This is a genomic window from Aliivibrio sp. 1S128, from assembly GCF_001691065.1.
Classification (GTDB): domain Bacteria; phylum Pseudomonadota; class Gammaproteobacteria; order Enterobacterales; family Vibrionaceae; genus Aliivibrio.
The window spans coordinates 294659-307497 of record NZ_MAJV01000102.1 but is presented as its reverse complement, the minus strand read 5'-3'; the positions used below and the strand labels follow the sequence as shown (position 1 = coordinate 307497).

Below are 12839 nucleotides of genomic sequence, written 5' to 3'. Positions count from 1 at the left end.
TAGACCGCAAACGATACCCTGTTAAGTGATTGGTTTATATGGTTTAAAAATGTTAATGCCACCAATGACAACAAGTGATATATCTATAAATACGTAAACCTACCCCCCGTTATTAACCCTTTTAATTATATTAACAATATGTAAACATTCTGCTGATTTCTCAATCAATAGAGAAACATTATAGCTCTCACCTATTAGTGAGGATAATATTCTAAAGAACAGGTACATTATGAAAAAGTCACTTTCAAGTAGAATTTTTATAGGTTTATTCGCTGGCCTATTAATCGGTACAGCCATTCAATATATGTTTAATGGTGTCGCATTTTTTGACTCGTTTCTTTTAGGTGCGGCTGAAGGCGTTGGTGGAATGTTTGTTTCACTTATTAAGCTACTCGTTGTTCCTCTAGTTTACGTTTCTATCGTTTGCGGTATCGTTGAACTAAAAGACATTGCTTCATTTGGTCGCCTTGGTGGAAAAACTTTTGCTCTATACCTTATTAACACCATCATTGCGATTGCTGCTGCATTAACTGTGGGAATGATTTTCGCACCTGGTGCTGGCGCGAATTTAGCAGGAACCGTAGTGGCTGGCTCAATAGAGCTTAAAGCGACTGAAACTCCTGATATATTCTCATTAATTACGAATATCGTTCCTAGTAACCCAGTAGAAGCTTTTGCTAGTGGCAATATGCTACAAATCATCTTTATGGCAATTTTAACGGGTCTTGCAATTCAAGCATTAGATCACCGTGGTGGACCCGCGATTAAAACATTTAAAGTTGCTAATGAAATCATGATGAAGCTAATTAGCCTAGTGATGAGCCTTGCTCCTTATGGTGTTTTTGCTCTCATGATTCAATTAGGTGCGACGTTAGATGCAAATACCTTAATGTCGGTTGCAGGTTACGTGGCTCTTGTTGTTTCAATGCTTGTTTTCTGGATTTTTGTTTTCTATCCAATCATGGTTGGCCTAACAACAGGCATTTCCCAAAAAACATTTTTACGAGCAGTACGTGAACAGATTTTATTTTCGCTTTCGACTGCAAGTTCAAATGCTACGATCCCCGTAACAATGCGTACCTTAACTGAGAAGCTCAATGTTTCTAAATCTGTCGCAGGTTTTGGGGTTCCATTAGGGGCAACGATGAATATGTCAGGCGTATCCATTTACATTGCACTTGCTGCTATCTTTGTTGCAAATGCTTTTGGTCAACCCATCAATACCGCGGATCTTTTTACCTTAGGATTCACTATTTTATTACTCTCAATTGGTGCGGGTGGCGTCCCTGGTGGCGGTGTTGTTATGGTCGGTGTAATCTTGCACCAACTCGGTCTTCCACCTGAAGGGCTTGCTATCGTAGCTGCTGTTGACCGTATCAATGATATGTTCTGCACCTCTTCAAATGTAGTTGGTGATACCGCGGTAAATACTATCGTTGCGACCTCTGAAGGTGAGATAGGTAAGGTAGAGGTTACAGAAGAGGAAGTATTTACTGAAAAAGTAAACGGCTAGCTCTATATTTAGCATTAATATCAATATAAAAGAGAGAGCTACCCATGCCCTCTCTTTATATTCAGACATAAAGCATTTATAATGCATCTACATTTTTTTCACATCTTTTGAGCTATGAAGCCTTATTTTTTTACCGCTTTACTTTTTCTTTTTCTATCACCTTTTAAAAGTAATGCCGAATCCCTTTCTCTTTATTCCATGAATACAGGTTCATTCCTCTATCACTTGGTACCTTACGATCCTGACTCTCATCAATACTTTGGTAATGAGTACTTTTCCATAGAGCGTAAATTTTCTGAAGATTCAGATTACAGCTTTATGTTAGGTACTTTTTTAAATAGCCAAGCTAATCGTTGTATGCTAATTGGTGTGCGAAAAGATTGGTATCAAATAAGTGATAACGTAGTCATAAAAGGGGTTTACTCTTATGCGGGTGAGTTCTTTGTTGATGCGTTTGAAAACTGTGGTGATGGCGGAATTTATAAAACCTCAAAAGAGAAATTTGGCGTCGGTTTTGCACCTTATATCTACCACGCAGCACAATATAATCTAACTGATTACTTTGGTGTAGAGGCGGGATTTATTCTTCCAGGCATTCTCGTTATGAGCATGCAATGGAGTTTCTAACTTAATAACAGCGCTATTTACGATATTAATACCAATCAAAAATTTCAACGCTGTTATCAAGCATTTTAACCCGCTAGGATGAGCAGTTATTTACTACGATTGGTATACACAACAAATATAAAAAAACCACGACTCATTAGATGATAATCGTGGTTTTTTATTATGGTGAAAAAAGAAATACTTACTCGCTTTCGCTTTCGTTTTCTTCTTCAGTTACTTCACCACGTAAATCAAATTGAACGCCTTGTAAAAAGTTACGTAGAACTTGATCTTTACAAATGCGGTAATGTTTGTGATCTGCTTTACGGAAAAATGCACTAAGTTCGTGCTTGCTTAGACGGAAGTTTACTAACTTCATTAAGTCTAATACTTCATCCGCTTTCAAATTCAAAGCAATCTGTAATTTTTTAAGAATAATGTTATTCGTTAGTTTTTGCTCAGGCGTTGGTTGATCGCCTTCACGCTTACCACGACGGTCATTAATGAAACCATTTAGAAACGTTGCTAATTGAACATCTTGACAACTCTTATAGTCTTTATCGTCATCCGCTTTTAACCAGTTACATACTTCTTCACGAGTTACTTTAAGATCAGCAGCGCCAAACAGTGCGATCATTTTTGTATCGTCAAAATCAAAAGTATAGCGAATGCGTCGTAGAACGTCGTTATTAGTCAAGGTAGATCCTAAATGTCTTAATTTGAATTAGGGGCAGACTATAACTCTTAATGCCCATAGGTAAAAGATTTATGTGATCTCCAAACATAAAAAACCCGAGAATTACCCCGGGTTTATTGAATTACTTATAATCTTTCTTAATTACATTTGACGCAATGCATTAATACGCTTGTCTAATGGTGGGTGACTCATTAATAATTCCATTAACGTGTGCTTACCATTAATACCAAAAGCCATCATAGAACCTTCTAGTTGAGACTCTTGTCCCGTACGTAAGCGCTCTAATGCCGCGATCATTTTCTCTTTACCAACCAACTGTGCAGCACCTGCATCAGCATGGAATTCACGATGACGACTAAACCACATCGTTAAGAAGCTTGCTAAGAAACCAAATGCAATTTCAAGAATAGTAGAAACGATGAAATAAGTCATGAAACTACCGCCTTCACCCTCACCTTCTTCATCGCTTGACGTAAAGCCACTTACCGCGTTTGCAATCATACGAGACAAGAAAATAACGAAGGTATTCACAACACCTTGCATTAACGTCATTGTTATCATATCGCCATTCGCAATGTGGCTCACTTCATGAGCTAATACCGCTTCAGCTTCATCACGCGTCATGTTATGCAATAAACCCGTTGATACTGCGACTAATGAATCGTCACGCTTAGCACCTGTTGCAAATGCATTCATGTCTGGTGAATCGTAAATAGCAACCGTTGGCATGCCAATGCCCACTTGTTGTGCTTGACGAGATACCGTTTCCATCAGCCAATGTTCTGTTTCATTACGTGGTTGCTCAATCACTTCCCCACCAACCGAGCGTAATGCCATTGATTTTGACATCATTAAAGAAACTAACGAACCACCAAAACCAAATAATACCGCCATAACCAGTAGACCAGATAGACTACCCTGTTGGATCCCCGTAACCGAATAAACGATATTCAGTACAATACTGAATACGATCATTACCGCTAAGTTTGTTGCTAAAAACAGCGCAATACGCTTCATTTATTTTCTCCAATTGATAATTTCATTCTACTCATTGATTTTATTTTTTTGAGTAGGCATTAAACGTATCTAGCACGTTTAATAGGTATACGCATAAGATAATGTCATTTCCCATAAATACAAGGGTTTGACGTACTTTGATACACTTTCTTTTAACTATTCATCTTTCTATTCTTTTTCAGTTCAACTTTACTTGAACTCTAGATAAAAATTGCCCCTTAGACTTTGGTCGTATTGCCAAAGTAAGTGATTCATTTTACTTTGTGAATCAAGAGTAATTACGAATGAATATATCAAGGATAGAACATGGCAGAACAACAGACTTACTTAATGGCTATTGATATGCTTTGCTGTCACTTAGGGTTATCAAAAGAAGAAGCAAAGGAACAGTTAGGTATTGAGTCACAAACTCATATTGAAAGTCAGATTGCAGATACTCAAGAAGCGTTGATGAATTTATATCGTTAATAAAAGCAGCATACATAAAAAAGGCAGCTTACTAATTATTAGTAAGCTGCCTTTTATTATTTTATAAATCGATGTTTATGCAGTAACTGTTGCTGCTTCTTTCGCTTTCATTTCACCAACAGGTAAAACAGTACGACCGTATTCACCGTTAATTACTTGAGCCATAGAGAAGTACATTGCACTGAAACCACAGAATAGACCAACGTAACCCGCCATGTGGCCGATAAATACGCTACCTGTGAAATCGCGAGCTGAAAGCAATGCGAATAGAATAGTTAAGCTACCGAATACTACTTGTTTAGCGCGTGGGTAGTTAAATGTACCTAAGAATAAGAAGAACGTTAATACGCCCCACATTGCTAAATACCAACCCATAAATTCTGCTGACGTCGCTTGACCTAGGCCCATTTCTGGCATAATGATTAAACCAACAAGAGATAACCAGAAGAAACCATAAGAAGTAAACGCTGTTGTACCAAATGTGTTACCTTTTTTATACTCCATGATGCCTGCAATTACTTGCGCAAGACCACCGTAAAAAATACCCATCGATAAGATCGCAGTATTTAAAGGAAAGAAACCCGCATTATGTAGGTTTAGTAGCACAGTTGTCATACCAAAAGCCATTAGGCCTAATGGTGCTGGATTTGCAAGTTTGTTTGACATGCCGAAGCCTCAAAAAAAAGTGTAATGATTAAAAAAGTGTTTAGAACGACGCGCATTCTATTTACGAGTACGAAATATCACAACTACCAATTATGAAATCTTACATTCCATTTTTATAACTATCACAATTACTCTCCTATTTACTTATTGATAACAATAAATCTTTCAACCATAACTTATCTTTTAGACTCTCTATAGATTTACCATTACACTACTTTATCTTGCTTCATTTATAGAGAGTCTCCATGGAACTGGTCTTTTCCCTATTGCAACAATTAAGCGTTTACCTCGTGCTCGCCTACCTATTAAGTAAAACTCCCTTATTTTTGCCTATTACCACCATTTCTGGTCGGTGGAGCCATCGATTCCTCTGCTACATCATATTTTCTGGCTTCTGTATTTTAGGCACTTATTTTGGTCTTGCTATTCAAGATGCAATAGCCAACACTCGAGCAATTGGTGCGGTAATGGGAGGCGTTCTTGGGGGGCCTTTAGTTGGTTTCTTTGTTGGGTTAACAGGAGGATTACATCGCTACTCAATGGGAGGATTCACCGATCTCGCTTGTGCTATTTCGACTACGGCGGAGGGCTTACTTGGTGGTTTGTTTCATTTGTATTTTGTAAGAAAGAACAAAATAGAACAATTATTTCGACCAAGGACTGTCCTGATGATTGCTTTTATTGCTGAATTACTGCAAATGACCATCATTCTTATTGTTGCTAAACCCTTTGATCAAGCTTATGTTCTCGTGTCTTCTATTATTTTACCTATGACCGTTGCCAACTCTATCGGTGCTGCCTTATTCATGAGCATCATCCAAGATAGAAAAACTATTTATGAAAAGTATTCTGCTGCTTTTTCAAATAAAGCTCTGAATATTGCCCAACGCTCTGTTGGAATATTAAGCCAAGGGTTTAACCAAGAAAACAGTGAACAAATTGCAAAAATAATTTATGAAGAAACGGGCGTTGGTGCGGTTTCAATTACAGATAAAGAAAAGATATTAGCCTTTATTGGTATTGGAGATAATCACCATTTACCTGGAACTCCTATCGCTTCGGATTACACAAGAGAAGCAATAACACAGAGCAAAGTAATGTATATTGATGGTGATGAATTTCCTTATCAATGTTCTATTGATGATAAGTGTAAACTTGGTTCAGCTCTGGTTATTCCATTAATAGGTGTAAATAATGAAGTGATTGGTACCATTAAACTCTATGAACCAAAACGAAAGCTATTTTCCTATATCAACCTCACCTTAGGTGAAGGTATTGCAAAGTTGTTGTCTAACCAAATTTTAGCGGGTCGATATTTACAACAACAAACCTTATTAACTCAAGCTGAATTACGTTTATTGCAAGCTCAAGTAAACCCCCACTTTTTATTTAATGCATTAAACACAATCAGTGCTGTGATCCGTCGAGACCCAAATCGAGCCAGAGAGCTCATTCAACACCTTTCTCAATTTTTTCGCCGCAATTTAAAGCAGAACTTTGAGCAAGTCACCTTAAAAGAAGAGTTGCATCACGTACAATCTTACTTAGAAATAGAATTAGCACGCTTTGCGGATCGATTAACTGTAAAAATGGATATTGATGAACGTTTATATTCATTAATACTCCCTACGTTTACATTGCAGCCTCTTGTCGAGAATGCCATTAAACACGGAACCTCTAATATGTTTGAAGAGGGAAACATTACCATTAAGGCCTACCTCTCTCATGATCACGTCATTTTAGAAGTTATCGATAATGCTGGTTTATATGTAGAACAAGAAAGTAATGATGGGTTAGGTACTGCCATCGTAGATAAACGTTTAAAAAATCAATTTGGTGATGCCTTTGGGTTAACAATGTCCTGCATCGAGAACCAACAAACAAAAGCCACTATTTATTTACCACTAGAGAGTATTATTCATGCTTAAAGCCATTGTCATTGACGACGAATTATTTGCTCGTGAAGAATTAATCGAACAATTGAATGAAATTGGTCACATTAAGGTTATTGCAGAATGTGGTAATGCCATTGATGGTTTAAAACAAATTAACCTACTCAAACCCGATGTTGTCTTTCTGGATATTCAAATGCCGAAGATCACAGGGATGGACCTTATCAGTATGTTAGATCCTGATACGATGCCCAATGTTGTTTTTGTCACGGCTTATGATGAATTTGCCATAAAAGCCTTTGACGATAATGCGTTTGATTACCTTTTAAAACCCATCGACCCTTGTCGTCTTAAAAAAACAGTAAAGCGATTATTAGCCGCAGAAACCAAACAAGATTTATCACCTATCGCACAAACGGAAATCGAGCTTATCCCTTGCTCAGGACACAATAGAATCCTTCTTTTACCCGCACAAGATCTTGAAGTGGCAAGCATTCAAGCTTCAGGTGTCCAGCTACTGACAAAAACAGAAAAAGCTTGTACGCAATTAACATTAAAAATGTTAGAAGAAAAAACACCCTTAATCCGCTGTCATCGTCAATTTTTAATCAATCCTCATTTTATTCGAGAGATTAAACTGCACGAAAATGGAACCAGTGATATTGTGACGCAAAGCGGTCATGTCGCTCAAGTCAGCCGTCGTTACTTAAAGGAAATCAAAGAACGTCTTGGTATTCAACATTAGCGACATTTCATTAACGATAACGGCTTAATATCGTTTAAAACCGCTTAACATTAAATAGTACCGCTTAACCTCTCAGTACCACCACTCACCTTTTTGGGGCGTGAATTCTTTACGCCCATCAGTATGATACCCAACATATTAATTTACTTATTACATTAGACAACTTTACAAGGAATGAATTATGGTTTGGTTTCTAACTTGCGTTGCAGCACTGATTGGTGGCTACTTTATCTACGGCGCATTTATTGAAAAGATTTTCGGTATTAAAGAAGATCGCAAAACCCCCGCTTACACAAAAACAGATGGCGTTGACTTTGTTCCAATGTCTACACCACGAGTCTACCTAGTTCAACTTTTAAACATTGCAGGTGTCGGCCCAATTTTTGGCCCAATCATGGGTGCCCTTTACGGCCCTGCAGCTATGTTATGGATTGTTCTTGGTTGTATTTTTGCAGGTGCAGTACACGATTACTTTTCAGGCATGCTGTCCATTCGTAATGGAGGAGCTTCTGTTCCTACCATTACAGGCAAATATTTAGGCAATGGCGCCAAACACTTCATGAACGTGTTTGCGATTGTTCTATTGCTTCTTGTTGGTGTCGTATTTGTATCCGCTCCAGCAAGTATGCTAACTAACCTGCTGAATGACCAATTTGATTTAGGTGTCACGATGACATCAATGGTAGTTATCATTTTTGGTTACTACATTTTAGCCACGATTGTTCCTGTTGATAAAATCATTGGACGTTTTTACCCATTATTTGGCGCGTTACTCATCTTCATGTCCGTTGGCTTAATTTCTGCCATTGCATTATCAAGTGACCATTCAGTACTTGGTAGTTATGAACCAAGTGAAATGTTTACCAACATGAACCCGAACGATTTACCATTATGGCCCGCTCTATTTATTACTATCGCTTGCGGTGCCATTTCAGGTTTCCACGCTACGCAATCACCATTGATGGCGCGCTGTATGGAAAATGAAAAAAATGGTCGCTTCGTATTCTATGGAGCAATGATTGGTGAAGGTATTATCGCTCTTATCTGGTGTGCGATCGCTCTGTCTTTCTTTGATGGTATTGAAGCACTTCAAGCAGCAGTAGCAAACGGCGGTCCTGGTAACGTGGTTTATGCATCATCATTTGGCCTTTTAGGTACCTTTGGCGGCATCTTAGCGTTCTTAGGTGTGGTTATTCTACCAATTACGTCTGGTGACACTGCATTCCGCTCAAGCCGTTTAATCCTTGCTGAATATTTCAACATGGAACAAAAAACGCTTCGTAACCGCCTATTAATGGCGCTTCCATTATTCGTTCTTGGTGCTGTTTTAACTCAAGTTGACTTCGGTATTATCTGGCGCTACTTCGGTTTTGCTAACCAAACAACCGCAGTAATGATGTTATGGACAGCCTCAGCTTACCTACTTCGTCACAATAAACTGCATTGGGTAAGTACTGTCCCTGCTATCTTTATGACAAGTGTTTGTATTACGTTTATTTTAAGTAATCATCAACTTGGCTTCGGTCTACCAATGACACTATCAACCATTACTGGCGTTGTTTCTTCGTTTGTTATTGCAGGTTTAGTCATTGTTAAGTCAAAAGGAAAAGGCGAGATTGATTCAGAAGAAGAAAGTCTTCAGTCTTAAACTAATGTTATAACCTTCCCCCTATAACTTTAGACTCAAACCGGATCACTTCTTGTGATTCGGTTTTTTTAGTTAGGCATAAAAAAACGCCAGTGTAACCACTGGCGTTTTTATAATTTATTTTTCTGTAAGCCGTTACTTTTGCTTAGCGGCTATTGCGGCATAATCACTCAACAATTTTGATAAAATCGGTAACCAGTTCAACGCATCCGCTGGTGGTTTCGCCAAGATTTGCTCAACTAATTCACAATGCTCTTCTAACGAAACTGCTTCTTCTAGATTAAATAACATTGCATAAGCATGCCACAAAACAAGACGCATCATACGAAGACTATTTTGTTGTGAATTGTCAGAGTCAGAAAATGCGTGAGTCACTTCACCAAGAGCAACGGCAGCCAGACGAAGCATGGCATCTAATTGAGCCGTTTGCATACGATCTTGATCTGCTGTTTCTTCTTGTTCAAAAGTAAATATTTCTTTTATTGTCTCTTCAGGAACCATACGACTAATTACGCGATGACTGAATTCTTCAAGGTCATGACGTGGCATAGTTACTAAACAAGAAAAAGTATAATCACGTTCCATTCTGTAATCCTATTTCTTAAGCTTAGTAATGCCGGCTTTCTTCTGAATTGCATTTTTCAGACGCATACGGCGCTCAGCAGATGATTGATCTACGTTCGCGTTGGTCGCATTATTCGTACGACCTTTACGATCTTTAAATCCTACTTTAGTATTCACTTTTTCTATGTATGCATCACGGCTCTTAGGCTCATAACCCGGTTGTTCTACACGGTGAATACGTTGTTGAATTAGCGTTTCAACTTGAACTACCGTTAGCTCTTCTTCACGGCTAACAAAAGAGATCGCATGACCTTTTTTACCAGCACGGCCAGTACGACCAATACGGTGAACATAATCTTCAGCTAAGAAAGGCATATCATAGTTAATAACGTGAGGAAGGTCAGCAATATCAAGACCACGAGCAGCAACATCTGTCGCTACCATTACGCGAGCTTTACCTTCTTTAAACTCTTCTAATGCACGGCGACGAGCACTTTGAGCTTTATCACCATGACAAATAACCGCTTTAATTCCATCAAGCTTAAGCTCTTTAACGATGTTATTTGCCGTTTCTTTGTAGTTTACAAATACCAGAACTTGTTGCCAGTTTTTACGGCCAATCAATTCTGATAGTAATTCCGTTTTACGCTCTTCATCTACAGGGTAAACAACGTGAGAAATCGTTGATGCTGTCATATTTTCACGATCAACCGATACACGTTTTGGTCTACGTAGAATATCACTCGCTAATTTGTTCATTTGTGCTGAAGACGTCGCCGAGAACAACATGATTTGAGGTGCAGAGTTCACCTCCATCATGATATTACGGATAGCATTAACAAAACCCATATCTAGCATACGGTCAGCTTCATCGAATACTAAAAATTCAAGGTTAGCGATTGATATATTGCCTTCTTCGATGTGTTCTTGAAGACGACCAGGAGTCGCTACTAAGATATCAACACCTGGGTCTAATGCTCTCTCTTGAGATGACATTTTTTTACCACCAAATACAGCAGCCACAGATAATGATGTGTACTTCGTATAAGAAGCAATATTTACCGCAATTTGCTCTGCTAATTCACGAGTTGGAGCCAAAATTAAAGCACGAGCTGAGCGGCGTGTTGCCGATTTTTTAGAATCAAGTAATCGTTGAATAACAGGTAATGCAAACGCGGCGGTTTTACCAGTACCGGTTTGAGCATTCGCAAGAATATCATGACCTTTACGTGCTAAAGGAATTGCCTTTTGCTGGATTGGAGTTAATTTCTGATAACCACATTCAGTTAATGCTTTTACGACTTCAGGTGCAAAACCTTGAGATGAAAATGACATAAAGTGGATTCCTTAAGCGAACAGTCTATGTATTCTGTAATATATAATTTAGCCGCGCATTATAAATGATTTATGGTGAGTTAGCGCACATTATTTATTATTCAATCGTGAAAAAAGGCAGAAACACCAAAGTATTTCTGCCTTTTAATTTATTTTCTTTTAAAACGACGTTATTAATGAAGTTTTAAATTTGGACGTAACACTCGGTTGATACGACCAACAAGCATGATAAGTGCTGTTTTAAAGACACCATGCAATGCCACTTGGTGCATACGATAAAGTGAAATATACACAACTCGTGCAATACGACCTTCAATCATCATTGAGCCTTTAGTTAAGTTACCCATTAAGCTGCCAACGGTTGAGAAGTTACTTAATGACACTAAAGAACCATGGTCTTTATAAATATAGGGCTTCATATCGCGATTAGTCATCTTAGCAACGATATTTTTGAATGCATGGCTTGCCATTTGATGAGCCGACTGAGCACGAGGCGGAACAAAACTACCGTCTTCTTGTTGGCATGACGCCAAATCACCAATAACAAAAATACAATCATCACGCGTGGTTTGTAATGTCGGTTTAACTACCAATTGATTGATTCTATTTGTTTCAAGACCTGCGATCTCTTTCATAAAATCAGGCGCTTTAATGCCCGCAGCCCATACCATAATTTGTGCCGGAATAACGTCACCATCTTTAGTATGTAAACCTTCAGAATCGGCCTTTGTTACCATCGTAGCGGTACGAACATTAACACCAAGCTTTGTCAGTTCACTGTGTGCAGAAGCCGATATGCGAGGAGGAAGAGCTGGAAGAATACGCTCCCCCGCTTCCACTAAACTTACATTCAATTTACTTGAATCTAAATCACCAAAACCGTATGAACGTAACTCTTTAACTGCGTTGTGAAGTTCAGCCGACAATTCTACACCCGTTGCACCAGCACCAACAATTGCGATATCAACGGTTTTTTGAGTTGGGTGAGCGTGCAATTTTAAGAACTGATTATTCATTTCAGTACGGAAACGATGCGCTTGCTCAGGGCTATCAAGAAAAATACAATTTTCACGAACACCTGGAGTATTGAAATCATTCGATGTTGAACCAATAGCAAGGATCAAATAATCGTATTCGATTTCTCGTGTAGGAATAATTAGTTCACCGTGTTCGTCATTAATTTCAGCTAAAGTAATAAATTTACGTTCACGATTAATATCGCACAAGCTTCCCATTTGAAAATCAAAAGAGTGATTTTTTGCATGTGCGCGATAGCTGATAGCATCAACACCTTCATCTAAAGAACCTGTTGCTACTTCATGTAACAATGGTTTCCATAAATGGCTAGTTTTGCGGTCAACCAGTACAACCTCAGCACGACCTTTACGACCCAGTGTACGACCAAATTTAGTAGCAAGCTCTAAACCACCAGCTCCACCACCAACAATAACAATCTTAGTCATTACAATCTTCCTCTAAAAAGTAAAACGGGGATTGACCCGAGTTTATCGGATCAAAAAATATGTGCTTACCACGCTTCTACACTCCCAATGAGTAAGAAAAATAGCAAGTCTTGAGGAACAGCCTTCACGTTAGGCAATATTGAGCAATTTATGCTTCTTTTCGTTATTTTTTGCATTATATCCCGCGCTTTCGGATGTTATCAAGCAGATATAGATGTTATGCAG

Annotated in this window: 12 protein-coding genes; 6 read left to right on the top strand and 6 right to left on the bottom strand. The window is 38.5% G+C overall.

The window, feature by feature from the left end:
* Positions 1-229: 229 nt before the first annotated feature.
* Together A6E03_RS13230 and A6E03_RS13225 are read left to right on the top strand one after the other, a co-directional pair.
* Positions 230-1513, top strand: a complete 1284-nt coding sequence (locus A6E03_RS13230; RefSeq protein WP_065601029.1) for a dicarboxylate/amino acid:cation symporter — start codon at positions 230-232, stop codon at positions 1511-1513.
* 114 nt (positions 1514-1627) lie between these two features.
* On the top strand, positions 1628-2140 hold the full coding sequence (locus tag A6E03_RS13225) for a hypothetical protein (RefSeq protein WP_065591745.1): 513 nt from the start codon (positions 1628-1630) through the stop codon (positions 2138-2140).
* Between the two features lie 181 nt (positions 2141-2321).
* Here A6E03_RS13225 and A6E03_RS13220 read toward each other — a convergent pair whose 3' ends face one another.
* Positions 2322-2816 (bottom strand): DUF1456 family protein, encoded by a 495-nt coding sequence (locus A6E03_RS13220; protein ID WP_065601028.1) that lies wholly within the window; start codon positions 2814-2816, stop codon positions 2322-2324.
* A 141-nt stretch (positions 2817-2957) separates the two neighbouring features.
* Positions 2958-3833 (bottom strand): protease HtpX, encoded by an 876-nt coding sequence (gene htpX, locus A6E03_RS13215; protein ID WP_065591743.1) that lies wholly within the window; start codon positions 3831-3833, stop codon positions 2958-2960.
* 306 nt (positions 3834-4139) lie between these two features.
* Here htpX and A6E03_RS19875 point away from each other — a divergent pair, with 306 nt between their 5' ends.
* Positions 4140-4301, top strand: a complete 162-nt coding sequence (locus A6E03_RS19875; protein ID WP_083190273.1) for a heat-shock protein HtpX — start codon at positions 4140-4142, stop codon at positions 4299-4301.
* A gap of 75 nt (positions 4302-4376) precedes the next feature.
* Here the strand turns inward: A6E03_RS19875 and A6E03_RS13210 are convergent, their stop codons facing one another.
* Positions 4377-4967, bottom strand: coding sequence for a GPR1/FUN34/YaaH family transporter (locus A6E03_RS13210; protein WP_065591742.1), 591 nt, complete (start codon positions 4965-4967; stop codon positions 4377-4379).
* 245 nt (positions 4968-5212) lie between these two features.
* Here A6E03_RS13210 and A6E03_RS13205 point away from each other — a divergent pair, with 245 nt between their 5' ends.
* From A6E03_RS13205 to A6E03_RS13195, 3 genes are all read left to right on the top strand, one after another.
* On the top strand, positions 5213-6895 hold the full coding sequence (locus A6E03_RS13205) for a sensor histidine kinase (RefSeq protein ID WP_065591741.1): 1683 nt from the start codon (positions 5213-5215) through the stop codon (positions 6893-6895).
* Positions 6888-7604, top strand: coding sequence for a two-component system response regulator BtsR (gene btsR, locus A6E03_RS13200; RefSeq protein WP_065591740.1), 717 nt, complete (start codon positions 6888-6890; stop codon positions 7602-7604). The genes A6E03_RS13205 and btsR overlap by 8 nt, the downstream gene beginning before the upstream one ends.
* Before the next feature lie 181 nt (positions 7605-7785).
* Positions 7786-9252: a carbon starvation protein A gene (locus tag A6E03_RS13195; protein ID WP_065591739.1), complete on the top strand. Its 1467-nt coding sequence runs from the start codon at positions 7786-7788 to the stop codon at positions 9250-9252.
* Positions 9253-9387: 135 nt separating this feature from the next.
* Here A6E03_RS13195 and A6E03_RS13190 read toward each other — a convergent pair whose 3' ends face one another.
* The 3 genes from A6E03_RS13190 to A6E03_RS13180 form a co-directional block, all read right to left on the bottom strand.
* Positions 9388-9837 (bottom strand): exoribonuclease R, encoded by a 450-nt coding sequence (locus A6E03_RS13190; RefSeq protein ID WP_065601027.1) that lies wholly within the window; start codon positions 9835-9837, stop codon positions 9388-9390.
* 9 nt (positions 9838-9846) lie between these two features.
* Positions 9847-11151 carry a DEAD/DEAH box helicase gene (locus A6E03_RS13185; protein ID WP_065591737.1) on the bottom strand — a complete coding sequence of 435 codons (1305 nt, stop codon included), beginning with the start codon at positions 11149-11151 and terminating at the stop codon, positions 9847-9849.
* A 173-nt stretch (positions 11152-11324) separates the two neighbouring features.
* Positions 11325-12614, bottom strand: coding sequence for an NAD(P)/FAD-dependent oxidoreductase (locus tag A6E03_RS13180; protein ID WP_065591736.1), 1290 nt, complete (start codon positions 12612-12614; stop codon positions 11325-11327).
* Between the last annotated feature and the right edge of the window lie 225 nt (positions 12615-12839).